Below are 25,256 nucleotides of genomic sequence, written 5' to 3'. Positions count from 1 at the left end.
ATTACGACCAACGAGGCGGCGGGATGAGCATTGCTATGGAGCGTCGTCGACAGAGCGCTCCGTGGGACCCGAGGTGGCGGGGCGCGCCGGCGGGAAGACCGGGCTGTAACACGCGCCTTTGTGAACGTAGAAGCTATAGTTCTCGTCACAGTCCTTCAGGCTCACGTCCACCTTTATCCAGCATCCGCCATGGATGGGAATCCACGAACTGCGAGGACAGCGACCAGCCGCATCGGGCCGAATCTGCCCTGGGAGGGGCTTGGGAGGCAGCTCCACGGCAATGACAGACAAGGCAGACGGAGCCCCGGTGCGAGACACCGGGGCCGTCAGTGCGGCCTCGCCGACGGCGACGGTGCCGCCATCCTTCGCCTCTTCGGTGGCTGATGCGTGGCCCTTTTCGGTCTTCTCATGAGGCCCGGCGCTCAGCATCCACGCGACTCCAAGTGCCATGGCGGCTCCCACGCTGGCGGCGGCCATGAGCCGGGACCACGGGGCAGGCCCCCTGCCCTGCTGAAGGACGCGCCGCGCCTCCTCGGCAGGGAGCTCCTTCCGGGTGAAGAGCGGCACATCCGCTTCAGGCCCTGCTCTACGCGCAGCCTGCTCCAGCAGCTCCGCCAGTTCTCCGGCACCGCCACGCGCTTCGGGGCGCACGGAGAGCATCCGTGACACCAGCCCGCTCAACTCCTCGCAGCAACGGGCATTGACGCCCATGGGAGGCACGGGGCCCCTACCCTCCGGGCCCCAGAGGTGGCTCACCTCCTCCAGCAGCGCGGGAATGGGCGGGTAGTCGTCTGTCACCAGCCGGTACGCGGTCATCCCCAGCGCGAAGACGTCGTCGGCCGGTCCGGGCGCATAGGGCGGCTCCGACGGCTTGAAGGGAAGGCGCACCGAGCGCCACGCCTCCGGTGAGCGGTAGGGCTGCGTCCCGGGAGGAAATGGCGGCGTCGTGAGCATCGCTGCGCCCACGTAGGTTCCGGAGCCGAAGTCGGTCAGGAAGGCCTGTCCGTCCGCGGCGCGCACGAGCACGTTTTCGCCTTTCACGTCGCGGTGGACGCCGCCCGCGGAATGCGTGGCCTCCAGCGCCCGCGCGAGGCTGGCGAGTACGCGGAGCACCTGGCGCGAGGTGGGGCGTTGCACCTGCGCCCAGTCATAGAGAGACGCGCCTTCCACCCACTCCATCGCGAGATAGGGGTAGGCACGGCCCCCGGGCTGCTGCCAGAGCCCATGGTCCATGAGGCGTGGGACGTTCGGGTGGCGGAGGCGGGAGAGCAGCTCCACCTCTCGCGCGAAGCGCCCAGCTTCGGGGTGCAGGGACACCTTGAGCGCCACGGGACCCCGCACGTCCTCTACCCCCAGCGCACGGTAGACGGCTCCGTACGCGCCCCAGCCGCACAGCCCCACGACACGCCAGGGCCCCACCCTCGTCCCTGGCGGCAGTCGTGCTGGATATAGGGGGCCGGAGTCCATGACGTGTCCCACGAGGCGGGAGGTTCGCTGCAAGCGCCGCGAGCCTACTCGCTGCATCCGCAACTGTCAGCGTGTCCTCTGGAGTCGGTTCCAGCACGAGCCGCTCGCATGACGAACCTCCAGAGGGGCTTCAGCCCTTGGACACGAGCGAGTCGACGATGCGGCGCAGATGGTTCTTGCGGCCTGTCTCGGTGCGCGCCGTCACGACCTCCAGGATGAGCGCGTATCGCCGCGTCTTGCCGAGCGCCTCGAAGGCACGCGCAGCCCGGGGATTCGCGGACAACGCAGCCGTCAGGTCGCTGGGGACCGTGGCGTTTCGCTGCGACTCGTAGGCTGCGGACCAGCGCCCATCCGCCCTGGCGGCCTCGACCTCGGCGAGCCCCGCCGGTCGCATCCTGCCCGCGGCGAGCAACGCCTCGACCTTCCGCACATTCACCTGGGACCAACGGCTGCGCGGCCGGCGCGGCACGTACTTCTGGAGATAGAAGCGCTCGTCGAGTGACTTCCGTTGGCCGGATATCCAGCCGAAGCAGAGCCCCATGTCGACCGCCTCGTCATCCGTCAGCGAGGCAATGCCCGTCCCCTTCTTGGCGAGCTTCAGCCAGACCCCAGCACGAGCACCACCGTTCTCCTCGAGCCACGCCTCGAACTCCGCCGCGCCGCGAAACGCCCTCACCGGGGCCTCGTCGGCGGCACCTCGCTCAGCGCGCGCCATGGCGGGCCCCGAGGACGTCGTGGTTGAGCAACTCCGAGCACCAGCGGGTCGCCGGCCGCACGTCGTCCGCCCAGAGGTTGATGGTGCTCATTCCACGCAAGAAGGTCATGGGTCTCTCGTGCTCTGGCCGCGTTCTTCGCGACCCGGTGACCTTCTCCCACAAAGGTGACAGAATGAGTCACGTTTCAGGTCCGGGGCTGCCAGGTCACCCACTCCCCCGGGCGTGCCAGCTCCACGTTCACCTTCCGCTTCCGCGCCGCTGCCAGGAGCTGCGCTTCCGCGTCCGGAACCTCCTGGTAGTCCTCGGAGGCCGTGACGCCATAGTGGATGGGAACGAGGAGCCGAGCTCCCAGCACCACGGCCGCCGCGACCGCCTGCTCCGGGGTCAGGACGGCATGGACGTCGCTCACGGGCTTCCGCCATCCAAAGCGGGCCCCGTTGATGGGCAGGAATGCCGCATCGAAGGGACCGAACTGACGTCCGATGTGCCACCAGGACCCGTGCCACAGTGTGTCGCCGCAGTGGATGATGCGACGGCCTCCGCCGGAGACAACCCACGACACCTGGGGATCGCCGTAGCCATCCGCCGCGGGAACGGCAGTGGCTGTGAAGTCATTGAGCAGGACGGGCTCGTAGAGCGGAGCGGACCGCACTCGGAACCCCGCCGCGGCGGCCGCGGCGGCTGTGTCCGGGGCGCATACCAGCGTGCCCGTGTCCCCCAGCACCTTGCGAACGGCCATCCGGTCGAAGTGGTCGGGATGGCGATGGGTCACCAGCACGTAGCGCCCGCCGTCGGTCGCGTCCAGGGGGACGAGCGGGTCCTTCAGCGCGGGCCCCCACACAGTGGGGTCGAGCAATGGGTCCAGGAAGAGCGTGTCCCTCCCCAGTTGCAGCCGAACTCCGGCCCAGGCCAGCCGCTGTGCACGAAGCGCCGCGCCGTCGTCAGGCTTCGCCGCGCGGCCCGTGCCAGGGGGCAGTAGCACCGCGCCCGCGGCGAGAGAGACCGCCGCGCGCAGGAAGTCCCGGCGGCCGGTCCGCTCGGGCCGTGCCGCCTCTGCCGATGCCTGGAATGTCGTCATGGCGTGTCTCCTCACCGGGCCGACGCGGGGGCAACGAGGTTGATGCCGAAGAGACGCACGCCCGTCTCGGTCCGCGGCTGGTGACGACTTCCCGGCGGGAAGAACAGGTACGAGCCCGGCCCCAGGCGCTGCTGTCCTTCGATGAGCTCACCGCTCACCACGAAGACCTCCTCGCCGGTGTCGTGGAAGTCCACCGACGGCCACTGACTCCCGGGGGACAAGTCCACGACCCAGACCCGCACGTCACGGGTGCTCGGCAGGTCCCTGCGCAGACAGCCGGGGCCGACGATGACCGGTTCGATGTCGTCGATTCGCACGGACATCCATGGGGGTACGGCAGGGCTCTGCGTCCTCGGGGAGCTGTCTGTCTGGGGCATCCGTCCGCCTTCCTGGCAATGGGGCGTCAACGTTAAGGAGGCCCGTGTCCTGAGTGCAGCGAAACGATTTCGCGAAGTTGATGAATGGAGTTCATGCAAAACTGCCCCGGCATGCTCGAGCTTCGTCACTTCAAGCTGATTGCCGCGGTCGCCGACACCGGAAGCCTGGCTGCGGCGAGCCGACAACTGCACCTCACGTCCTCGGCACTGAGCCACCAGCTCCGCGACGCCGAGGAGCGGCTGGGCGTGCAGCTCTTCCAGCGCCGCCAGCGACGTCTGCTCCTGACCGGCGCGGGTGAGAAGCTGCTCAACTCGGCGCGACGGGTCCTGAACGAGGTGGCCCAGGCCGAGGCGCTCTGCCGTGCACACCCGCAGGACGACCTGCTCCGGCTCAGCACCGGCTGCTACACGGTGTATGGCTGGCTGCCGCCCATCCTGGGGCAGTGGCAGGCGGAGTACCCACGCGCCGAGCTGCGCATCGTCCTGGAGGCCACGCGTCAGCCTCTCGGAGCGCTGCTGAATGGCGAGCTGGATCTCGCATTGACCACGGACGTCCCACGGCAAGCCCGCCTGGCGCAGACCGCCCTCTTCGTGGACGAGCTCCTGCTGGTGGTTCCCGCGGGCCACGCGCTGGCGCGGCGCGGCCATGTCACGGCGGAGGAGCTGGGGTCAGAGCACCTGCTCACCTATGCCGCGCCCCGGGAGCAGCTCGATGTCTTCACGCGCGTGTTCTGGCCCGCGAACGTCGAGCCAAAGCGGGTCTCCCCCGTGCCCCTCACCGAGGCGCTCATCGAGCTGGTGCGAGGAGGTGTCGGCGTGACGGCGCTGCCCGGATGGATGCTGCCAGCCCAGCGACATGGACTGCACGCCATCCGGCTCACGCCCCGAGGAATCCGCCGCCGCTGGAGCGCTGTCACCCGCACGTCCCGCCAGCGCCCCGCGTCGTTGACCCGGTTCATCCAGCTCCTGCGCGAGCGCTTCTCCTCGGGCGGACCGAAGGCTCCCCAATTACCGGTGGGCATCGTGTGACGAAGCACGGGGGGGTCTCGCAGGTGAACCTGCAGCCATGACTCGTGGCCCCGGGCCTTCTGGAATCCACAGGGGAAGCCACCTGCGGGCCAGTTCAGTGCGGGGAGGAAACGTCCGGCTGCGCGTTTGAGGCGGGCGGCGCGGGAAGTGGCCGCATCGGTTCGTGCCGCCCTTGCGTGAGGAGATGTCTCTTCAGCTGGTACCGGCCCCGGCGCTCTCGCTTGAGGAGGAGCTTGTAGAGGTACTCGGACCCCAGGGCGAGCCGCTCCGTCAGGGGAAGCTCCCGCACTTCGTGCAGCAGGTTCGCCGACAGCTCGGCCCGCCGCCGGAGGATGGCGTTGCCACAGGCGAAGGCCGCCGCACGCCAGGGGCCCTCCGGCCGGTCCACCAGGGCGCGCACGTGCGCCAGCAGCGGGCCCGCGGCGGCTTCGTCTCCGGCGCGCAACACCATCACCGGCGAGCGGTGGGGCTCTGTCGTCTGGGCGCAGAGCTGGACCAGCGCGGTGTCGAGCGCGTCGTCGACGAGCAGCATGGCGCCTCCGGTGGCCGGACGCGCTTCGGGTGTGTCCACGACCCAGCCGCCGGTGTTGTACACGCGCACGCGTGAGCCGAGCTCCGGCAGCTCCACCTCTTGCGCAAGCGGATGGTGGGTGTGTCCGTAGATGAAGATTTGCTCAGTGGGGAGCGGATGATTGCGGGCGCTCAGCTCTCGAGCCACCTCCGTCGCGAGCGGCCCCTTCAGGTAGTTGATGACGCCCTCGTCCACCTGTTTCCGGGACTCGAGCGACTGGCGCACGTCGTTCTCCTCGACGAGGTCCAGGGCCCGCAGGAGAAAGGGCAACAGCAGGCGCTGGCGCATGCGGCGGCCAAACCTCCGGCCTTTCAGCGAGACCAGTGCTCCGGCCAGGCGGCTGGCGAGCAGGACCTTTCCCGGGTCCGTCTTGAGCATGTCATAGCTGCGTCGCACCCCCGCCCCCACATGTCCCTCGCGGCCGAGGCTGGACCAGAGGAAGTCGATCCACGCGCCGTTGTCCGTCTCCAGTTGGGCAATCGTCGGTGCCTCCTCCGCCTCGCCATAGATGGCCCGGGCCAGGGGCGTCATCAGCAGGTAGACGTCATCGGCGAAGTGGCCGTGGTGGGCGAGCAGCATCCGCTGTTGCCGGATGACGCCCAGGTTCGGGTAGCCCACCACCACCCGCAAGTCGGGGTGGGCGGGATGGCGGTGACGCAGCATGCGCGTGAGCAGCACGTTCTCGGTGGGCTGCTGCTCGGGGAGTGAGCCGGGAGCGGGCTGGAGCTCCGCGAAGATGAGAGTCGTCGGGGTAGAGGCTTCGAGTGGGTCATCCGGCGAGATGCGCATCATCCGCTCGGCGACGAGCTCGTCACGCGTCCCCGTCCACAGCTCGTGGTCGTGGTTGCCGGGGATGAAAACGATTGTGGTGGAGAAGAGCGCTTCGCCGTCGGCTGGAAAGAGCCGGCTGATGAACTGGTCGAACCCGTCGAGCGCGACGTGGGTGGGCGCGAGTGCGAGCTCGAAGATGTCGCCGGCCAGGACGAGGTAGGGCTTGATGCCGGGAGGGTTGGCCCGCGCGACATCCTTCAAGCACGCCACCAAGCCGTCCAACGCGTCGTTGGCCATGAGCGGCCGCGTGGCGCCATTGCTGGTGGGGTCACTCAGCAGACTGTTGCGCTCCCCGAAGTGCAGGTCCGACAGGATGACGTAGTGGATGGCGGCCATGTGCTCCCCCGAAGGGGAGGAAATAGCCATCCGCTCGTGCTCCGCACAGCCCGACCGGACGGGCGGAGCCCGGTTGACCCGGTAGCAGCCCGTCATTATCGCTAGAGCTGGGGCCGACGCCGTCCGAGTTGTACGCCTGAGCGTTCGCTCATCCGGTCGCTTGTCGTCGAGGGGGAGCCATGGCGGATGCAGCAACCAGCAGTCTCATCACCTTGGGCTTCCTCTTCCTGGCTCTCATCCTTGTGATGCTCCTCCCGGGCATCCTCGTCGCCCGCCGGGAGAAGTCACCGAAAGGCTGGGAAATGTTCGTCCAACCCAACGCGGTGGACATCACGTTGAACGGCAAGCGCCTGGGGACGTGGACGCTGCCGGAAGACGTGCTGCTGGACGCGAATGGCCCGCCGATTCCACTGGTGTATTCGCCGGCGAGCTCCTAGCGCGCCTCCAAGGCCCCATGTCACGACCTGCTTCGAGCTCGGGGCGTCGCGCCCCCACGAGCCCGAAAACCATCCTGCGCTTCGAGATTCGGGACATCTCGGGTCTGGAATGACTCCCTGGAGTCTCTGAGCTTCCGTGTGTTCACGTGGTATGTCTTCAGCGCGCTCCGGCGCAAACCCACACCTTGGAGATGACCATGAACTCGCGTCGCATGAAGAGCTCCGCGTTCCTGTCGTTGCTGCTCGGAGGGCTGCTGGTCGGCTGTGGCGGTGTTTCAGACCCGAGCCCCGCGGAGGCCGATGAGTCCGTGGGCACCACGGAGGCCGCGTTGTGCGCCGATGGTACCTGCAACTGTGTCGCACCGGATTGCGACGCCCTGAACTGGACCTTCTGCAAGGGCACCGGCACGGCGACGTGTTCCTGGGTCAGCGGCACCGCCTGCATGACCGCCACCTGCAGGTGCTCGGGAACCCGGATGATTTGCCCCTGAGAGGGCGGTAATCCGTAGCCGAGGTCGAAGCCCCCCACGGCGGGCGGCCTCTCGAGGAATACCGCCCGCCGTGGATGTCCTGCTGGCCGCCAGGGCTACAGGAGTCGCTCTTCCCTACTGAGGAAGGAAGGCGAACACGCGCGCCGGAGAGCCGCTGCCATCCTTCACGAACAGCGGGGAGACGACGAGGAAGGCCCCCGCCGGTGGCAGCGCGGAGAGGTCCGCGAGGTTCTCGATGTGGTACCCGCCCCCGGGCAGGAAGTCCTTGTGCTGCTCGAAGGTGGCATTGGGACCCGGGTCCGTGGAGAGCGTGTCGATGCCAATGGCTCGCACCTTGCGCTGGCGCAGCAACTGGCTGGCGGCCACGGAGAGCCCGGGGAAGTGCATGACTCCCGCCGCGTCCGCATTGCGGTAGCGCTGCTCGTCGGGCCAGCGCGAGGCCCAGCCCGTGCGGATGAGCACCAGGTGCCGCGGCTGGAGCTGGCCGTGGGCGCGCTCCCAGGCCTCGATGTCCGCGGGGGACACCTCGTAGTCCGGGTTGCCTGCCACCTGCGCGGTGACGTCCACCACCGCGGCCGGGCCACTCAGCACCTCGACGGGGAGCTGGTCCACGGAAGCCGTGCCCGCGGCGAAGTGGGCCGGCGCATCCACATGCGTGCCTCCGTGCTCGCCGAGCTCGAGCTGGCGGATGTAGTACCCGTCACGTTCGACCGTGCCCAGCACCTTGGCATTGAAGCGCGTCCCGCCCGGGAAGAGAGGCATGTCCGGGGTGATGGGATGGCCGAGCTCCATGACACGCGCACGCGAGAGCCATGCATCAGGGGACTGCGCCTCGTGGTTGCCAGTGCCCGAAGTGGCGCAGGCGCCCAGCAACAATGGCAGCGGGAGCAGCAGGAGCTTCCAGGTTCCAGTCTTCATGAGGGTGCACCTCGTCAGGAGAGCGAGACCCAAGAGAGGGTACTCCCCTGCTCCTTGCACCGGTGCGGGGAAAGAGAGAGAACTCCCGCCGGGTCCCCACCGAGGAGCGCTCATGAAGCAGGAGGTGCCGAACCAGGAGCTTTCCCGGCCGCGAGGGGTGGGCGCCCAGACCGTGCTCGGAGTGGTGGGCAAGGGACTCCTGCTGGGCGGAGCTTCCTTTGGTGTCGCGGCCCTGCTCGCGACGCCCTGGCTCTTCATTCCCGCGGGAGTGCTCTCGGTCGCCTCCGGTGTCATCTTCATCGTGCGAGGGGCGCTCGCCGAGCATGCGGGCCTCGCGTCCGGCTCGAGCCACGCCCGCATCGGGCTCGGCGCCGAGGTGCACGACTCCGCCACGGTCGAGCCGGGAGCGGTCATCGAGATGGGGGCGACGATTGGCGCGGGCGCGAAGGTGCGGACGGGCGCCATCGTTCGAATGGGCGCCACCGTGGAGCGCGAAGCAACGGTCGAGAGCGGGGCGGTGATTGGCTGGGGCGCCACCGTGCGGCAGGGCGCCACCGTGCAGCGTGCGGCGAGCGTCGGTGCGGGAGCGACGGTGGGCCGCAACGCCGTGCTGAGCGCGGGAGGGCACCTCGGAGCAGGGGCCACGCTGGGCGCTTCCCAGGGCCTCGCATCCCCTCGAGCCGCCATTGAAACGCCCCCCTCGCCATCACCCAGCGTCGAGGACCCGCGCGCCGCGGAGCTCGAGGCACTCTGTGATCGGCTCGAGGCAGAGCTTGGCCAAAGCTCTCAGGCACTCCGTGAGTTTCTCGGCACGAACGCGGGCTCCCTCACGGAGCTGCGGAAGGGGTGCCGCGACCTCATCGCGCGGGAGCGGGGCCTCCGGCGGGAGGTCGCTCCCGAATTGCTGGCCAGGCTCGAGCGCGAGCGCACCATGCTCGAGGGGCGGATTGACTCCGCCACCGATGAGCAGGTGCGCGCGAGTCTCAAGGAGGCGGTCGCCGCCATCGACGAGCAGCGAGCCCAACGCGAGCGGCTCGGACGCAACGCGGACCGCCTCGACGCGGAGCTGACCCGGCTGCGGTGGAGCATGGACTCGGCGATTGCCCAGCTCGTCCAGGTCAAGAGTGTCGGAAGCGCCGGCCGCTCACCTGAGCTCGAGCGCGGTCTGGGGCGCGTGCGCGAGGAGCTTGCCGCCGTGACAGAGGCGCTCGAGCACATGGACAGCGAGGAGCGTGATGCGCTCCGGCCTGTCCAGGCGGTGGAGGGAGACAGCTCGGCCCCACCCCCGAGACGGGTGAGGAGCTGAGTCGAGCCTTCCCGGAGCCGCCCTTGCTCTATCCTCCGCGCCATGGCCCGCCCGTCCCTCGGAAATGAAACGGATTTGTTCATCCCTCGCTTCGAGGGGCAGGTCATTGACCGCGGCCCGTTCCTCGTGGTGCGCACGCCGGAGAATCCCACCTTCTACTGGGGCAACTACCTCATCTTCGACGCACCGCCCGTAGACGGAGACCTCCACCGCTGGATGAACCTCTTCGCCGAGGAGCTCGGCCGGCCACCACGGGTGGAGCACGTGCTGTTCGCCTGGAGCGGAGGCGCGCCGTCCGCCTCCGCGCTCGCGCCCTTCACCCACGCGGGCTTCGAGCTCTCGGAGGACGTGGTGCTGGCGACCTCCGCCGTCCATGCGCCGCCCTCCCCCAACACCGAGGCCACCTTCCGTCCCCTGAAGACGGACGCGGAGTGGGCCGAGGCGCTGGAGCAGCAGGTGCTCATGCGCGAGCCCCACTTCGACGAGGCGCCCTACCGCGCCTTCAAGTCGAGGCAGATGGCGCAATTCCGGCGCATGGCCGACGCAGGGCGCGGTGCCTGGTTCGGCGCGTTCCTCGAGGGGCGGCTGGTGGCGGACCTGGGCCTCTTCCACGAGGGCCCCATCGCCCGCTACCAGTACGTGGAGACGCACCCCGACTTCCGGCGTCGCGGCATCTGCGGCACGCTCGTGTGGCGCGCCGCGGAGCACGCCCGCGAGTACTGGGGCGTAAAGCAGTGGGTCATCGTCGCGGTGGCGGACGGACCCGCGACGTCTGTCTATGCCTCGGTCGGCTTCGGGTTCCAGGAACGCAAGCTCGCGCTCCTGCGCCCACCGGGGTGAGCCGGCATTCAACGAACGTCGGCGCCCACCGCTGGCGCCCCTGTCAATCGAAGGCCCCGAGCTCGCGACCGGGGCTTCAGTCGCCGTCGCTCCCAGGAGCCGCGACGAGGCCATGGCGCGCGAGCAGCCGCCGGAGGTGCGTGCGATGCATGCCGAGCGCACGCGCCGCCGCGGCCACGTTGCCGCCGTGCTGGCGCAGCGCCTCCTCAATGCGCGCCCGCTCCTCGACCTCCAGGGGCGGGGCCCGCGAGGATGCTTCTCGCCTGACTCTCCCCGTCTCCATCGGCACCGGAGGCAACGTCGCGGGCCCGAACGCGGTGCCGGCGCTCGGGCTCAGGTGGAGGGCCTTCACGCGCGCCTCGCCGCCCAGGAGCGCGGCCTGGGCGGCACTGCGCACCTCGACCCGCAGCTCCCGGACATTCCCTGGCCAGGGCCGCAGCAGGCACTCCTCCACCAACGACACGTGCAGCCCCAGCCCGGGCGCCACCTGCCGCACCTCCTGCTGGAGCAGCAGCGGAAGCTCCTCGGGGCGCTGGCGCAGCGGCGGCAACATCACCTCCGGCCGGCCCAGGCGGAAGTAGAGGTCCTCCCGGAGGTGCCCGCCCGCCACCCGCGCGCGCAGGTCCTTGTTGCTCGCGGAGCAGACGTGGAGGTCCACCGGCTTCGGCTTCGAGGCGCCCAGGGAAAGGACCTCCCGGCTCTCCAGCACCCGCAGCAGCTTCGCCTGGACGGACAGGTCCAGCTCCACCACTTCATCCAGGAACAGCGTGCCGCCGTCCGCGGCCTGGATGTAGCCCTGGGCATCCGCATCCGCCCCGGAGTACGCGCCGCGCCTCGCGCCGAACAGCAGCCGCTCGGCGAGGCTTGAAGGAATCGCAGCGCAGTTGACCGCCACGAAGGGGCCCGCGCTCCGGGGCCCACTCTGGTGGAAGGCTCGCGCCACGCCCTCCTTGCCCGCACCGCTCTCCCCATGGATGTGCAGCGTCGACCCGACCTGCGCCAGCCGAGCCACCTCCGCCAGCAACCGCTGCATGGCGTGGCCGCGCACGAAGCCATCCCGGAACACCACACCGTGCCGCGCCAGCGGCCCCACGTCCGCGCAGGGGACGAACAGCGAGTCCCCCATGCGAATGACCCGCTGCGCCTCTTGCGGCGTTCCGGAGGGCACCTGCTTCCCCTCCACGAACGTGCCGTTCTGACTGCCGAGGTCCGTCACCCAGAAGCGCCGCCCGTCGAAGTGGACGCGGGCGTGGCGCCGGGACATGCGCGGGTCCTGGACCTCACCCAGCGCGGCGGCGCCCCGCCCCAGTTCCAGGGCCCCGTCCCGCAGGGGCAGCGCCTCCGCCATCGCCGCGTCCCCGCAGAACAGGCGCAGGAGGCCCGGCACCTTCTCCTCGCCGGAGCCGCTCGCGCCTCCATCCGCTCCGCTCGGCTGCAGTGTCGATGGGTCCTTCTCCATGGGGCTTCATCCTATGCGGCTCCTGGCACACGAAGCAGGTACGGCATGTGCCACCGGGTGTGCCATGCGTGGAGGCTCCGCCCGGAACGCGCGAAGAAGTGCGCGAGATGATTGACGCGCCCGCGCTCCATCGCGTCAGAGTCCGTGGCAGCGAAGCTGGTACATGCCTTGCTCTGGCGGCAGGCACTTCGTGCACGAGACGCCAGTCGTTTCCATCCAGGGGCTGGAAGGAACCAGCCCGAACACATCGCAACGAGGGGGACTCGAGATGACGCAGGTGAAGCACATCCAGCCTTCATGGCTCGGACTGATGGCACTGTTGCTGTGGGTGAGCGGCTGCAAGACGTGCGGGTCCAACGTGACGCCGCCTCGGCCCATCCCGGACAAGGAGGCCTCGGCCGACGCCGGCACTGTCGCGGCCGACGCCGGCACTGTCACGTCCCCTGCTGACGAGCCGCTGTCCACCACCGGGTGCGGCGATGGGAAGTGCAAGGCTCCGTGGCCGCCGCCCGACGTCCCGACGAGCTTCGCCGCCTGCCCGACGGGCTCATGCCATCCCGGCAGCCAGAATGGCAGGGGCATCTACGTCTCCAACACCGAGGTGAGGAGCTACTGCTTCAGGGACGAGCACGCCGCCTCCCCCTCGTTCCCATACTCATTCTGCCCCGAGCTCTTCATCAACACACCCAGCGGGGTTCGATTGCAGGTACGAGATTGGACCAACCCCAATTACGTCCGCGATGCCCCTGTTCGAGCCTGGCTCGAGCCCGCCTCCGGCACCCGTCAGTCCGTCAACATGAAGAGCATCCGAAGTGACCAGAGCCGGCTCGTCATCACCTATGAGACGGCCGGTCAGGTGCATGAGGTCTCCGGAGCCGGGCTGGAGCAGGTGAGGCTCGAGTTCCAGCTCAGCGTCATCGATGACGTCTACCTGTATGAGATGAAACTCAATGCCGCGCCGGGCGCCGGGGGGCCGGAGGAGATTCAGCGGTATCTCCTCTCCTACCGGTACAAGCTGGGCAGCATTCAGTCCGCTTGGATGGCTCACTGCGAGGACTCCGCCACGGGGAACAGAATCTCCTTCCTGGGGGGCAAGAAGGTGGATGGCCTGACGGCTGGAGTGACGGATGATCCCGGCGTCACGACCCTGAGTTGCGAAACGGGCGCCATCAGCACCTGTCTCGCCTGGGGCTACACGCCGTGGAGCTCCCGGACCGGGGACCCCAGGTGGAGCGACTACCTCTTCCGTTCGTGCCTGCACGCCAAGCGCGCGGCCTACTTCGTCCAGTTCGGGAACTTCAATAGCTATACGGTTTCCGGAACCCACATCCTCAAACGGGACCCGTACGGCATCAACGCCGAGCGGATGGACCACCTCGAAGCGCTCTGGAGCCCCAGGGGCGCGGAGTGCCTCAACGTGGCCAACGTTCGCCGCGCCGAGCTCCGGTCACTGATCGCCGGATTGAAGCGCGACACCGGGCTGCCCGACTGCACGGAGACCCGATGGGAACAGAGCGGGTTCGGAAGGCTCTCCACCAGCCCCGAATCCCTCCCCTGAGACAACCACGTTCAGGGCCGAGAGAGCCGCTGCTCCACCTCGCGCAGCGGCTCCTCATACTCCCTCCGCAGCAACGGATTGAGCTCGACGGCCCGCGCGAGCGCGGCGCGGGCCTGACGAAGCGTCTCCATGCGTGTTGCCGCCTGACGCTCCAGCCGGGCCCGCGCCAGCAGGAGTCCTCCACGAATGGCGTGAGCCTGCGCCAGGGCCGGGTCGAGCTTCAGCGCCAGCCCTACCTGCTCGTCGCCTCGCGCGACGGACTCGAGCGCGGCGCTGGCGGGCTGTTCCTCCGCCAGGCGCCAGTAGACGCGCGCCAGCTCCTGGTGGGCCTCGAAGTACGGATACAGCTCCACGGCCTGACGTGCCTCGGCGAGCGCCTGCTGGAGCAGCGGCACGCCCGGCCGTCCCCGCCGCTTCACCCACGCCGCTTCCAGCAGGCTCAGCCGCGCGCTCATCACGCGGCAGTCCACACACCCCGCATCATTGCGGAGCGCCTCCACCAGCGCCCTCCGCCCGGCCTGGAGGTCACCGTCGGGATTGCGCTCCCCGCGCAGGGCGTGGGCCGCCGCCACGAGATGGCCGCGGGCGCGGTACAGGTACGTCCTCCCGAACGTGGCATTGATACCCAGCGAGTGCTCCAGGTGTTGGAACGCACGCTCCAGCGCGGGGCGCGGCTCTCCCCCACTGTCGAGAAGGTACTGCGCGCGCGTCAGCTCCGCGGCAGCCACCTGATTCAGCACCAGGTAGAAGCGCCCATCGATGGAGAGGGCCTGCTGGCCCACCTGGAGTGCCTTCTGGATTCCGGCCTCCGGATCGCGTCCGTGAGCCAGCTCGTAGGTCGCCTGGTCGTCGTACAGGTCGCCCAGGTTCTCGAAGGCGTAGAGGTAGCGAGGGTCCACCTGTATCGCCTGGCGGAAATAGCGCTCCGCTTCCGCGAAGGCACCGCGCGGGTCCTGTCCGTGCTCGCGCTGGTGGTTGCCCCTCCAGCGATAGACCAGCGCCAGGTCATTGAGTCCCCAGGGATAGCGAGGCTGGAGCGCGAGCGCCTTCGTCAGCGCGGAGATGGCCTCGTCCCATGCGGGCCCTGGGTCCCTCCCCTCCCTGGCCTCCTGGAAGCCACGCTGGAAGTGGCCATTGCCCAGCGAGTCGTAGGCATACACGTCGCTCGAATCCAGCTCCACCGCGCGAGCCGCCATGGCGAGCCACTCGGCGAGGATGGGCGCCGGGTCCTCGCTGCCGCCCTGGAACCGGTTCAGGTAGTAGCGCTTCAACAGGACCTGCGCCTGCCGGGTGTATCCAGACGCGCGCAGCGGAGCCACCTTCATCGCCCTGCCCCCGGCCTCCAGCGCGCGCCGCAGTGCCTCCTGGGGAGGCCTTCCCTGCCGCTGGTCCAGCTCCGACTGTTGCAGCCACGCCTCCGCGAGCGCCTCCTGAATCCTCGCGTCACTCCTCCCGGACTCGGCCGCCTGCTCGTACTGGCGCACTGCCTCCTGGAGTCGCGCGCGCGCCGCGTCGTACTCGCCTCGCTCCAGCAGCTCCATCGCCCGCGTGTATTCGACGTCCCCGGCGAGCTTCAGCGCCTCGTACTCCCACGGGGCTTCAGCGGTGGCCTCCGCCGCTGCCCGAGCCGCCGCGTCGTAATCCCGACGGTAGAAGGCGATGAGCCCTTCGAGATAGCGGGGTGACTCCAGCGCGAGCCCCCGGCTGCGCTCGAGCGACTGGAGCGCCGGCTCCAGGTACTGCTTCTCCAACTCCCGCTGCCGCCCGGCCAGCCACTCCGCGCCGCCGCTGCGCCGCGCGTCCTCCATGGCCCGGTGGTACAGCTCGCCCAGCACGCGGCCCCGGGCCAGGTGCAGCTCGGGCGTGTCGATGCCCAGCTCCCGCGCCTTCGTCAGCGCCTCGTGCGCCTTCTCGAAGTCGAGCATCGCCAGGTGGCCGCGTCCCAGGGCGTACTGCACGAGCCCCTCACCCGCATCCCCGAGCGAGTGCTCCCGCGCCGCCATCTTCTCCATGAGCGCGTGGACGTGCTGCTGCTCACGGGTCGTGTCGTGCGGCGGCAACCCATGGGCCACGCGGAGGAAGTACTCCAGCTCCTTGACCTGCTGGCCCAGTTGCTCGGCCAGCCGCGCGCGTCCCGCGGACTGCTCCCGCGTGTGCCGTGCTTCCAGCCAGGAGCGCACGCCGAGGGCGGAGAGGACGAGGATGCTCACCAGCGACAGCGCCGAGACGGCCACCAGGGCCCGGTGCCTGCGGGCCCCCCGCTTCAGCCGGTGTAGCAGGCTCGGGCGCTGCCCGAGGATGGGCTCGCCGTCGAGATAGCGGCCCAGGTCCTCGGCCAGCGCCCGCGCGGACGGATAGCGCAGGTCCGGCTCCTTGCTCAGACACTTGAGGACGAGGGTCTCCAGGTCGCTCGCGAGCTGGGGCACGCGCGTGCGCGGAGGCAGCGGCTCTTCGTCGAGCACCTTCGCCAGCGTGCCCATGAGCGTCGAGTCGACGAACGGCGGCACGCCGGTCAGCAACTCGTAGAGCGTGGCGCCCAGGCTGTACACATCCGTCCGGCGGTCGATGCTCCGCACATCACCGCGGGCCTGCTCCGGCGCCATGTACGCGGGCGTCCCCATCACCGCGCCCGACTCGGTGAGGCCGTGCCCCTGGTCCACCTCGTACGCCAGGCCGAAGTCCAGCACCACCGGGAGCCACCGCCCGTCCTCGCTGCTGGAGACCAGGATGTTGGCGGGCTTGAGGTCGCGGTGGATGACGCCGAGCCGGTGCGCCTCGTGGATGGCCTCGGTGACCTCCTTCATCACCCGTACTTTTTCGGGCACGGACATTGAGGCCTGGTCGACCCGCTGTCCGCCGACGAGCTGCATGGCGATGTAGGCCTTCGCGCCAACCTCGCCGACCTCGTAGACCTTGCAGATGTTCGGGTGGTCGATGCGCGCCTGCGCGCGGGCCTCGCGCAGCAGACGCATGACCCGGTCCGGATGCGCCCCACGGATGAACTTGAGCGCGACGACGCGGCCCAGGCGCCGGTCACGCGCCTTGAAGACCTCGCCCATGCCGCCGCGTCCCAGCGGCTCGATGAACTCGTAGCGCTCCCAGTCGCCGACCGGGAACACCTCGTCCGAGCCCGGGGGGAGCACGGACACCAGCGTCTCCCCAGACCGCGCCTCGTGCGCGCCAATGGGAGAAGGCCGAGGGGCGTCGAGGCCTTCCGGCGGAAGCGTCGGGTCGAGAGCCAGTCTTTCCTTTTCGGAAGCTGACATGGGCGCGCGGTCTCCTGGGGTTCCCCCACTCCATGCTGCCCGGGCCCCGCCCCGGCGGTCCAGTGAGCCGGGTCTTCACGGGCGACACGGCCGCGAGGTACCGGACATCGCTCACGACGGCACATGGCACATGTGCCACGTGTGCCACCCGTGCGGTGTCGCGGGGGGCAGCGCGCTCGGCACAGGGGCCGGACTGGCCGGCCTTGGGCCCGCTCCCAGAGGAGAATTCGTCCGGGCGAAGTCTCCGCGGAGGCCGCTGCTCGCGAGGTAGGCGCGCGGGCATGAGGCTTGCTCAGGGTCCCCGCAGATGGCGAACACCACCGGGCCCACCGGATGGGGCGCCATCCCAGGCAGTCCACCCAACCAAGAGGAAGAAAAGATGAGCACTCTCTCGCTGCTGAAGCGCGCCGCCATCGGTCTGTCCGTCGCCGTCCCCGCCGTGCTGGCCATCCTCCCGGGCACCGCGAGCGCGTACCGGGCCTACCCCACCGCTGGCTGCACCTACGAGAGCGACTACGCCGGCGACTACGTCTGGTCGCTCGGCATCGCCAACCAGAGCGCCGGCCTCAGCCCGCGCGCGCGCAACATCCGCTGCCCCATCATCGACGACAACTCCGGCGCCCCCGGCGCCACCACGTCCAACGTGAGCTGGCGGCCCGCCGTCGCCACCATCTACGTGAGCGGCTACGACGGGCACAACGGCACCAGCGACTACTACAACGCCCAGGCGACCGTCTGCTACGTGTTCAGGGAAGGCACGGGCTCCTCCTGCTCGACGCCCAAGGTGCTCCGCCCGATTTCCACTGACGTCACCTTCACGGGCCCGTACCAGGTCGCGCTGGACGCGGCGCAGGTCAACAAGCTGAAGGAGGCCTGGCAGGGCGACTACTCCTTCCTCCAGATCCAGATTCCCCATCAGGGGCCGCTGGGCAACAGCGTCGTCTACGGCTACTCGACCTACTAGGCCGCCGCCCCACCCGCTCGCGTTGACTCCCGGAGCGTGGGGCCGCGTGCCCCGCGCTCCGGGCTGTTTCCCCCTGGAGGAACCATGTCTCTCTCGCTGAAGAGCCCCTGGCTGGCCGCCATCACCACCACCACCCTCGTCGCTGGCATCGCCTGGAGTCTCGGCCTGACGTCAGGCCCCACCGCCACTTCCGCGCCCGCGCCCGAGCCGGTGCCCGCGCCGTCCGTCCCGGTCGCGCCAGGCGCCTCCGCGGATGCCGCGCGCCTGCGCCAGTTGGAGCAGCAGGTGGAGCAGCTCTCCCAGCGGCTCGGCTCCGAGGAGGCGGCTCGCATCAACATCCCGCCCCCGCCCATGCCCCCCACTCAAGAGGAACTGGTGCAGCGCCGTGAGGCCGGCATGGAGATGTTCGAGATGAAGGTGGACGCGTACCAGCAGGAGCGCATGGACGCCGCGTGGGCGGACCCCGCGCGCAAGTCGCTGGAGGCCAGCATGGGCACGCTCCTGGCGAGCCTGCCGGCGGACCGGCGCGGGAACCTGCTCGACGTGGACTGCCGCAGCCACTCCTGCATGGCCACGCTGGAGTTCCCCAGCTTCGCCGCCGCGAAGGACCAGTTTCCCCGCTTCGTGGAGCACATCTACGACGTGCCCTGCGGACGCACGGCCGTGCTCGACGACGCGGAGGACCCCGCCGCGCCCCTGAAGGTTCGCGTCCTCTTCGACGAGTGCGCGCGCAACTGAGGCCCGCGCACCTCGGGAGGCACACTCCGCCTCCCGAGGGCTCCACTTACGGGGCGCGCAGGATGCCCGTGAAGGCGTACGCGTAGGCGTTGGGGAAGTCCTGGCGGAAGAGATACCTGCCCAGGTCCACGTTGCCCTCGCGCAGGGCGCGGATGCGCACCACGTAGTTCGCTCCCGAGACGAGGACGCCCGGAGGCACCGTCAACTCGCGCCCGGTGGTCCGGAAGCTGACGTTGCCCTGGGTCATCGTGCGCGTGCCGTCCTCGACCACCCGGAAGAACGTCACCGTGTAATCGCCAGGGCGGCCCACCGCGGGCCGGGACCAGCTCACGGTCGGCGTCAGCGAGCCGAGCACCTGGTCATCGTCGGCGGAGACGCCGTCCACCCGGATGTCTCGCACCGGGCTCATCATGGGCTCGATGTGCTGGTACGCGGACCCGGACAGCTCCACGGTCGTCCCAAGGATGCCCGAAGTGGTCCACGGCCGCGTCCCGTTGAGCGAGAACGAAACGGTGTCGTAGCGCGAGTAGTTGATCACGAGCGGCCAGTCTCGCGGGAACGGGTTGCCGTAGGGCATGGGGGCCGGGACGCCCTCCTCCAGCGGCGTCACCAGGACGTCTGGGATTGCGCTCGCGTAGTACCCGTGCTTCGCCGTGTAGGGCGCGACGCTCACCGTGAGCGAGGGCGGGATGGTCGCCGAGGGCACGGCCCGGGGGTGGACGTCGCTTCGGTGGATGTCAAAGCTCGCCGCCCGGTAGTCGTAGGCGAGCAGCTCCCGCTGGGGCACGTCCTCGAAGCTGCCTTGGATGGACGTCTCCTGGCCATTCACCATCGTGAAGGGCCCGGGCCGGAAGACCTGCGTCACCGCCTGATAGGACTTCGCCCCCGCCACCTTCGCCGACAGTCGCGTCACGAAGGCGCGGTCTCCCCGCGTCCCGTCGATGAGCGTCCCGAAGAACTCGGCGGAGAAGTCCACCGATGCTCCCGCCAGACGGGTGTCTCCTTCCGAAGGAGCCCCGGGGTCGAAGGAGTACTGCATGTCGAACAGCGCGGTGGCGGAGCCCGCGGAGAAGAGCTGGAAGCTGTCACCCGCTCCCCAAGGCGCCAGGTGGTCCACGTCGAAGGTGAGCGCCGTGGGCTCGGCCGGCGCAATCACGTCCGGACGACCGAGGTACTCCCGGCTCAAGTCCAGCTCGCGCTCGGAGCCCACGACGTAGAAGTCGCCCACCCAGAGCGTGTACGTGGCGCCCCGGGGTACGCCCGGAACGGTGAAGGTGCCGTGCGCGGTCCCCTGCCCCTCGACGCGCGTGAAGCCGCCAGGGGTCCGTACCCACGCATAGATGGAGACCGCGGACAAATCCTCGGGAACCTCCACCCGCTCGGAGCCATTCAGATAGATGGAGAAGCGACGCCCCCGGATGCCGGACTTCTCCCGCGCCTCCTCTTGATGGAGGCCCTCCACCTCCGCACCCGCGGCGTACACAGGTGCGGCGGAGAGAAACAGCATTCCTGCGGCCACGACACCACTGCCCAAACGAGAGGTTCTGGTCATATGTCGTCGGAACGACAAGCGGCCCCGCGCATATCAGCGCACCGAAAAGTGGTTGCCGGCGAGCAACCAACTCTCGACCCCGCTTCCGTATCCGCACCAGCAGCACTTCCCAGGGGGAAAATCATGTTTCAGCTACAACACACGTCATCGCGTGCGCCGGCCCTGGCGCTGACCGGACTCCTGTCACTCGTCGGCCTCATCGGCTGTGGACCGGACGGTGCCGGGCCCGGTGGCGACCCGAGCGACTCCGCCACCACCACCCGCTCCTCTCCGCTCGTCACGCTCGGCGGATACACGTCCTGCGCTCCGGGCAGCATGGACTGCAACCTCTGCGTCCCGGACGTGCCCGCCCGCTTCAACGAAATCCGGGACCACGGCGAGGTGCTCGGCTTCAACCCGGGGCCGTATGACTTCAACGTCGCCTACCCGAGCAGCAATCACTGGGAAGGCATCCAGCGCCTGCCGCTCGACTACGGCCGCTACTTCGTCCTCTCCAAGCGGGATGACCGCGCCGGCGGCAACGTGGGCCATCTCATCTCCATGGGCACGCGCAACGGCGACGGGCTGCGCTTCCGCTCCAACCGGCTGTCCACCAGCATCGCCCAGCCCGAGGACACCGCCCCGCTCGCGGATGACCGCGCGGTGACGGCGTTGCCGGTGCTCGACGGCTACAAGCACGGCGGCGGCATGCAGGCCGTGGGCAACGTCGTCGCCCTCCCCATGGAGGAAGGCCCCGGGCTCGGGCGCATCGCGCTCTACGACTACAACTTCACGCTCAACCCAAGCCCCTTCGCCGTCGTCAGCGGCAACTCGAACAATGCGGGGACCGCGTCCATCTCCAAGCTGTCCAACGGGCACTACGTGCTGCTGCTCGGGCAGTACGACGCGACGTCGCTCGAGGTCTTCTTCTCCACGGAGACGAACATCCGCTCCCCCGACAACGACTGGGCGCGCGTGGACCAGTGGTACGACTGGGAGCTGGCTTCCGGCGAGTGGGGCCCCTTCCAGAACCTCAACCTCGTCACCGACTGCAATGACTCACAGCTCTACCTGGTGGCCACGCGGCTGGGCGGGCTGCGGTGGGGCGCCGTCAGCGACGACTACGCCCACCTCTACCGGGTGAACATCGACGCGCACATGCGCATCGAGCACGTCGCATCCAAGCACCTGTACTGCAGCAACGACGGCTCGCGGCAGTGCAACCTCGACGCGGCAGCCGGCGTCTTCGTCGACGCCGACCGCAACCTCCTCCTCTATGCCACCGAGCATGCCGATGACGGGCCCGCCGGCTCGGTGAAGATGGTGGAGTTCCGCAACATCTGGGCGGACGCCCGGTGCGGCGGCGACATCAACCACGCCTGGGTCGACTTCTACGACGACTCCAACTTCAGCGACCGCGGCTTCATCTACGACTACGCGGACCGGGGCCTGAAGAACTGGGCCAGCTTCCACAACATCGACGCCTTCAACGACAAGGCCTCCGCCGTCCGCTGGTGCATCCCTCCCGGCTGGCGCGTGCGGCTGTACAGCGACTCCAACCAAGGCGGCAGCACCAAGGACCTCGTCGGCGACGGCACCATCCATCAGGTCAACCTCAACGACTGGAGCTTCGGCGACAAGGTCTCCTCCGCACGCTGGCTGGCATTCTGACGGCGGGGCGGGTTTGACCCTCCCCCTCCTGGGGACGGGCCTGGTGCTTCCGTTCCCAGCGTGAAGAAACCATGTGACCGAACCGCAACAGCCGGGGTCAGCAATTAGCGGAATTTTCCGCCATCAGTCCTGAAAATTGGAGTCACATGCGTATTGCTGGAAAGACGGTTGTGGCCCTGGGTGCGATTGCCGCGATGACCGGCTGCGGTCCCGTGGACGACACGGAGCAGCAGGACACCCAGGCCGCCGTGGTGGATGGCCGCAACTGCGGTGCGCAGGAGTTCACCGAGGACGAGGTGGCGGCCATCGAGGCCCGCTACGAGGCAGCCCGCGCGGTGCAGGCGATGGGCGGCAACGTGCAGGCCATGGCCATCTCCATCCCCGTCTATGTCCACGTCATCCGTGACTCGAACGGCGGTGGTGGCGTGACGACCACGCAGATCAACAACCAGATCAGCGTTTTGAACCAGGCCTACCAGTCGGCTGGCGTCAGCTTCACCCTGGCCGGGGTGGACTACACGAACAACGGCACCTGGTACACCTGCGCCGGCGGTGGTTGTGAGACGAAGATGAAGAGCGCGCTGCACAAGGGCACCGCGTCCGCGCTCAACTTCTACACCAACAACATGGGCCGGGGTCTGCTCGGCTGGGCGACCTTCCCGTGGAGTTACGCCAGCAGCCCGAACATGGACGGCGTGGTGGTCCTCCAGACCTCGCTGCCCGGCGGCACTGCGACCAACTACAACGAGGGCGACACGGGCACCCACGAGGTCGGTCACTGGATGGGCCTGTACCACACGTTCCAGGGCGGCTGCACCAGCCCGGGCGACAGCGTGGATGACACGCCTTTCGAGGGCTCCGCGGCCTACGGCTGCCCCTCCGGCCGCGACACCTGCACCAGCGCCGGCCTGGACCCCATCACCAACTTCATGGACTACACCTACGACTCCTGCATGAACACGTTCAGCGCCGGCCAGGTCAGCCGCATGAACAGCATGTGGACCACGTACCGCGCGGGCAAGTAGTCCCCGTCTGAGACAACGCATGTCCCGGAAGTGAGCGACGGGCCTCCCACGCAGGTGGGGGGCCCGTTGTTCTTGGCGTGCGCTCTCCCAATGCCACTCATCCGGGGCAATGCTGTTCAGGCATTGCTCGAATGAATCAACTACGGGTGCGACTCCCCCGCTGCCGGTGGAAGCGGCTCGGCCGTCTTCGCCCGGCGGGGCTTGAAGCGCCCGGTCAGCCGGAAACCATCACGCATCATCCGGGACAGCAGGAAGATGTTGGTGGCTCCAGCCACGAGCTCGATGACCTGAACGGTGACGAACAGCGTGCCGAACCGGCCCTCGCGAGCAAGCTGGTACAGGGTGATGGCGGAGGGCATGAGCACCAGCAGGCCATTCATCGCCACGTACCGCATCCGCCGCTTCTTTCCCTCGACAACCCGCCCGCCCCGGTGGCGCGAGAGCCGGAAGCCAGTGGCCCCCGCCGTGGCCATGGAGGCGATGACCAGCGTGAGCGCGTAGGCGATGAACCGCTTGAGCGCCACGATGTCCGCGGTGTCGCCCAGCAGCTCGACGACGAGCGTCGACACCATGAACGTGGAGATCAACGCGAGCGCCAGCGTGCCGGCGATGCCATGCACCCGCGTCAGCCAGGGGGTCTTGCGTGGCGCACTCATGGGCAACTCACTCCTCCTGCTCGAAGCGGCGGGCATCTCAACGACGCGGAGCGATGAGGGCCGTGGCCAGCCAGTCCGACATGCGCGGGATGAAGTCGTTGAAGTAATTGGTGCACACGTGTCGCTCGCGCGGGTAGAGGATGAGCTCCTTCTCCCCCCGGGCCCAGTCGAGGAGCCGCTGACAGGACTCGTACGGGATGATGCCGTCGTTCTCGCCGTGCACCATGAGCAGCGGCGCCGTCATCCGTGGCGCCGAGCGCAGATTGAGCTCCTCGATGGCCAGTCGTGCCATCGATTCATCATCCGGCTGGCCGAACACGTGCCGGAAGTCCTTGCGCACCATGACGTTGATGTCCCGGTAGTTGTCATGGTCGAACCCGCCCGAGAGGTTGACCACGGCCTTGACCTCCTTCTGGAACCAGGCCGCCGAGCGGGAGACCAGGAAGCCGCCATAGCTCACGCCGAAGAGGCCGATGCGGTCCTTGTCCACGCCGTCGAGCTGGAGCACCGTGGCCAGGACACTCTCGAAGACGCGCTCGAAGGCAGGGACCATGGGGTGGCGCTCGGCGAGCACGCCCTGCCCCGGCCCGTCGAAGATGACGGCCGACAAGCCCCGGGCCAGGAACTCGCGCGCGAAGGCGTACAGCTCCACCTCCTTGGCCGAGTCGAGCCCGTTCATCAGGACGACGCAGGGCGAAGGCCCCGGGCCGGGCGCGGGCATGTAATACCCGGGCAGTGACAGGCCCTCGTAGGGGATGGAGAGCCGATGGACGGGGTGCCCCAGGTTCTCGATGTTGCGCTCGAAGATGCGCGTCACCTGCCGGCGCGAGTGGGCCTTGGCCTCGGGGTTGTCGAAGTACATGAACTCCGCGATGTGGTACGCGCCCGCGGCCTGCTTCAGCCACTGCCGCGCCGTGACGCGGTGGCCCTTCTCGGCGGCCTCGAGCCCGCGCTCCTCGTAGCGGCGCCCGGTGGCGGCCCAGCGCGCATGCCAGTCGTCCCAGTCCTCGAAGGTGTTCTTCTTTCGCAGGCCGCTCAGGGTCTGAACGATGTCGCCCCAGTCCAGACCGCACAGCCCGATGCGCGAGAAGAACAGCTCGCACGTCTCATAGGTCCTGGTCGAGAGCTTCTGCCCGACCTCCAGTCGCTGCGCCCGCTCCGCCTGCTTCCTCACGCTTGTCGCCTTCATGTCTCTCTCTGGGGTGTGGACTCCGCGCGCCTGGGCACCAGCGTTGGCCAGGCGCCTCGGGTCAGGAGTTGTTGGATAGGAGTGCGCGCGTCGGGTTCGTGACGTCCTGACCGGCGGCGCCCTCCTCGTGGCCCGGGACCACCTCGCGCTCCAGCGGCGAAATCCCGCCGCTGCGCATCGACGTCATGAGCAGCTCGATGAGCTCGGTGGTCAGGCTGATGATGTGGGACTGCGAGTACCCGTGGGCGACGAGCTCGCGGAACAGCGAGCTCGCGATGATGCGGATGCCCCGGGCCTTTTCGTTCGTGGTCTGTGTGGGAAGAATGGTGTCGGGTGGTCTCAAGGTGTGTCATCCCGTCAGCTTCGAGAAGGTGGAGCGCCCGGCTCCTCGTGATGCCGGCCGCGCGCGTCAGCCCTCGGCGATGACGGTGGCCACCGCGACACCCTCGCTGTGTGTCAGGGTCAGGTGGAGGCGCTGGACGCCGAGCCTCCCCGCCACGTCCCTCGCCGCGCCTCGCAGGAGCATCTCGGGCCGTCCGTCGGGCGTGTGACGCACTTCCAGCTCGTGCCAGGACAATCCGTCCGGAGCCCCCAGCGCCTTGAGCAGCGCCTCCTTCGCCGCGAAGCGCGCCGCGAAGTGCTGGGCGGGCCGTCCCCTCGCCTTGCAGTAGGCCCGCTCCGCCTCGGTGAAGACGCGGTCCTCGAACCGGCCCTCGTTGCGCACGAGGAGCCCGGCCATCCGCTCAATCCCACACAGGTCCATTCCCACGCCGATAATCATTCCCGTCCCCCTCCCCCGGCG

The 25,256-nt window shown here is 69.0% G+C and carries 24 protein-coding genes; 10 read left to right on the top strand and 14 right to left on the bottom strand.

The genetic code is table 11. The features are described 5' to 3' along the window. Positions 1-33 precede the first annotated feature (33 nt). The 5 genes from ACVTJA_RS24140 to ACVTJA_RS24120 all read right to left on the bottom strand — a co-directional run bounded on the left by ACVTJA_RS24140 (position 34) and on the right by ACVTJA_RS24120 (position 3,584). Positions 34-1,419, bottom strand: coding sequence for a serine/threonine protein kinase (locus ACVTJA_RS24140; RefSeq protein ID WP_465839503.1), 1,386 nt, complete (start codon positions 1,417-1,419; stop codon positions 34-36). A gap of 178 nt (positions 1,420-1,597) precedes the next feature. Beyond that, positions 1,598-2,143, bottom strand: a complete 546-nt coding sequence (locus ACVTJA_RS24135; protein WP_465839502.1) for a YdeI/OmpD-associated family protein — start codon at positions 2,141-2,143, stop codon at positions 1,598-1,600. Between the two features lie 25 nt (positions 2,144-2,168). Then, positions 2,169-2,291 carry a hypothetical protein gene (locus ACVTJA_RS24130; RefSeq protein ID WP_465839500.1) on the bottom strand — a complete coding sequence of 41 codons (123 nt, stop codon included), beginning with the start codon at positions 2,289-2,291 and terminating at the stop codon, positions 2,169-2,171. A 76-nt stretch (positions 2,292-2,367) separates the two neighbouring features. Further along, entirely contained in the window at positions 2,368-3,261 is an 894-nt protein-coding gene (locus ACVTJA_RS24125; protein WP_465839499.1) for an MBL fold metallo-hydrolase, read from the bottom strand. Between the two features lie 11 nt (positions 3,262-3,272). After that, positions 3,273-3,584 (bottom strand): cupin domain-containing protein, encoded by a 312-nt coding sequence (locus tag ACVTJA_RS24120; protein ID WP_465839497.1) that lies wholly within the window; start codon positions 3,582-3,584, stop codon positions 3,273-3,275. A 138-nt stretch (positions 3,585-3,722) separates the two neighbouring features. Here ACVTJA_RS24120 and ACVTJA_RS24115 point away from each other — a divergent pair, with 138 nt between their 5' ends. Further along, positions 3,723-4,667 carry a LysR substrate-binding domain-containing protein gene (locus ACVTJA_RS24115; RefSeq protein WP_465839496.1) on the top strand — a complete coding sequence of 315 codons (945 nt, stop codon included), beginning with the start codon at positions 3,723-3,725 and terminating at the stop codon, positions 4,665-4,667. Positions 4,668-4,761: 94 nt separating this feature from the next. Here the strand turns inward: ACVTJA_RS24115 and ACVTJA_RS24110 are convergent, their stop codons facing one another. Beyond that, positions 4,762-6,435 carry a metallophosphoesterase gene (locus ACVTJA_RS24110; protein WP_465839494.1) on the bottom strand — a complete coding sequence of 558 codons (1,674 nt, stop codon included), beginning with the start codon at positions 6,433-6,435 and terminating at the stop codon, positions 4,762-4,764. A gap of 149 nt (positions 6,436-6,584) precedes the next feature. On the opposite strand from ACVTJA_RS24110, the gene ACVTJA_RS24105 reads away from it, so the two are divergent. Together ACVTJA_RS24105 and ACVTJA_RS24100 are read left to right on the top strand one after the other, a co-directional pair. Then, positions 6,585-6,842, top strand: coding sequence for a hypothetical protein (locus tag ACVTJA_RS24105; protein WP_465839493.1), 258 nt, complete (start codon positions 6,585-6,587; stop codon positions 6,840-6,842). Between the two features lie 197 nt (positions 6,843-7,039). Further along, positions 7,040-7,333, top strand: coding sequence for a hypothetical protein (locus tag ACVTJA_RS24100; protein WP_465839491.1), 294 nt, complete (start codon positions 7,040-7,042; stop codon positions 7,331-7,333). A gap of 114 nt (positions 7,334-7,447) precedes the next feature. On the opposite strand, the gene ACVTJA_RS24095 is transcribed toward ACVTJA_RS24100, so the two are convergent. Then, positions 7,448-8,251: a cyclase family protein gene (locus ACVTJA_RS24095; RefSeq protein WP_465839489.1), complete on the bottom strand. Its 804-nt coding sequence runs from the start codon at positions 8,249-8,251 to the stop codon at positions 7,448-7,450. Positions 8,252-8,363: 112 nt separating this feature from the next. On the opposite strand from ACVTJA_RS24095, the gene ACVTJA_RS24090 reads away from it, so the two are divergent. Both ACVTJA_RS24090 and ACVTJA_RS24085 read left to right on the top strand, forming a co-directional pair. Continuing rightward, the gene (locus ACVTJA_RS24090) at positions 8,364-9,557 is read left to right on the top strand and encodes an LbetaH domain-containing protein (protein WP_465839488.1); all 1,194 of its coding nucleotides are present in this window, start codon (positions 8,364-8,366) and stop codon (positions 9,555-9,557) included. A gap of 75 nt (positions 9,558-9,632) precedes the next feature. Then, the gene (locus ACVTJA_RS24085; protein ID WP_465839486.1) at positions 9,633-10,397 is read left to right on the top strand and encodes a GNAT family N-acetyltransferase; all 765 of its coding nucleotides are present in this window, start codon (positions 9,633-9,635) and stop codon (positions 10,395-10,397) included. Positions 10,398-10,473: 76 nt separating this feature from the next. On the opposite strand, the gene ACVTJA_RS24080 is transcribed toward ACVTJA_RS24085, so the two are convergent. Continuing rightward, positions 10,474-11,856, bottom strand: a complete 1,383-nt coding sequence (locus ACVTJA_RS24080; RefSeq protein ID WP_465839484.1) for a sigma 54-interacting transcriptional regulator — start codon at positions 11,854-11,856, stop codon at positions 10,474-10,476. A gap of 358 nt (positions 11,857-12,214) precedes the next feature. Between ACVTJA_RS24080 and ACVTJA_RS24075 the strand changes: the two genes are divergently transcribed. Next, complete coding sequence (locus ACVTJA_RS24075) at positions 12,215-13,414, top strand: ADYC domain-containing protein (protein ID WP_465839483.1); 1,200 nt, start codon at positions 12,215-12,217, stop codon at positions 13,412-13,414. 11 nt (positions 13,415-13,425) lie between these two features. Here the strand turns inward: ACVTJA_RS24075 and ACVTJA_RS24070 are convergent, their stop codons facing one another. Continuing rightward, the gene (locus tag ACVTJA_RS24070) at positions 13,426-16,563 is read right to left on the bottom strand and encodes a protein kinase domain-containing protein (protein WP_465839481.1); all 3,138 of its coding nucleotides are present in this window, start codon (positions 16,561-16,563) and stop codon (positions 13,426-13,428) included. Positions 16,564-17,059: 496 nt separating this feature from the next. Between ACVTJA_RS24070 and ACVTJA_RS24065 the strand changes: the two genes are divergently transcribed. Together ACVTJA_RS24065 and ACVTJA_RS24060 are read left to right on the top strand one after the other, a co-directional pair. Then, positions 17,060-17,644, top strand: coding sequence for a hypothetical protein (locus ACVTJA_RS24065; protein ID WP_465839479.1), 585 nt, complete (start codon positions 17,060-17,062; stop codon positions 17,642-17,644). A gap of 84 nt (positions 17,645-17,728) precedes the next feature. Further along, positions 17,729-18,382, top strand: a complete 654-nt coding sequence (locus ACVTJA_RS24060) for a hypothetical protein (RefSeq protein WP_465839478.1) — start codon at positions 17,729-17,731, stop codon at positions 18,380-18,382. A 46-nt stretch (positions 18,383-18,428) separates the two neighbouring features. Here ACVTJA_RS24060 and ACVTJA_RS24055 read toward each other — a convergent pair whose 3' ends face one another. Then, complete coding sequence (locus ACVTJA_RS24055) at positions 18,429-19,889, bottom strand: fibronectin type III domain-containing protein (protein WP_465839476.1); 1,461 nt, start codon at positions 19,887-19,889, stop codon at positions 18,429-18,431. Positions 19,890-20,057: 168 nt separating this feature from the next. Between ACVTJA_RS24055 and ACVTJA_RS24050 the strand changes: the two genes are divergently transcribed. Beyond that, positions 20,058-21,584, top strand: coding sequence for a hypothetical protein (locus tag ACVTJA_RS24050; RefSeq protein WP_465839474.1), 1,527 nt, complete (start codon positions 20,058-20,060; stop codon positions 21,582-21,584). 146 nt (positions 21,585-21,730) lie between these two features. Then, a complete protein-coding gene (locus tag ACVTJA_RS24045) occupies positions 21,731-22,609 on the top strand; it encodes a zinc metalloprotease (protein WP_465839473.1) in 879 nt (292 codons plus the stop codon). 140 nt (positions 22,610-22,749) lie between these two features. On the opposite strand, the gene ACVTJA_RS24040 is transcribed toward ACVTJA_RS24045, so the two are convergent. The 4 genes from ACVTJA_RS24040 to ACVTJA_RS24025 form a co-directional block, all read right to left on the bottom strand. Further along, the gene (locus tag ACVTJA_RS24040; protein WP_465839471.1) at positions 22,750-23,265 is read right to left on the bottom strand and encodes a hypothetical protein; all 516 of its coding nucleotides are present in this window, start codon (positions 23,263-23,265) and stop codon (positions 22,750-22,752) included. A gap of 37 nt (positions 23,266-23,302) precedes the next feature. Continuing rightward, a complete protein-coding gene (locus tag ACVTJA_RS24035; RefSeq protein WP_465839469.1) occupies positions 23,303-24,454 on the bottom strand; it encodes an alpha/beta hydrolase family protein in 1,152 nt (383 codons plus the stop codon). 61 nt (positions 24,455-24,515) lie between these two features. After that, on the bottom strand, positions 24,516-24,797 hold the full coding sequence (locus tag ACVTJA_RS24030) for a hypothetical protein (RefSeq protein ID WP_465839467.1): 282 nt from the start codon (positions 24,795-24,797) through the stop codon (positions 24,516-24,518). Positions 24,798-24,863: 66 nt separating this feature from the next. Continuing rightward, positions 24,864-25,235 carry a holo-ACP synthase gene (locus ACVTJA_RS24025; protein WP_465839466.1) on the bottom strand — a complete coding sequence of 124 codons (372 nt, stop codon included), beginning with the start codon at positions 25,233-25,235 and terminating at the stop codon, positions 24,864-24,866. Positions 25,236-25,256 lie beyond the last annotated feature (21 nt).

Source organism: Pyxidicoccus sp. M6, assembly GCF_055568925.1.
Note: the sequence above shows the minus strand (reverse complement) of the source record. Positions and strands in the feature narration are given on the sequence as shown.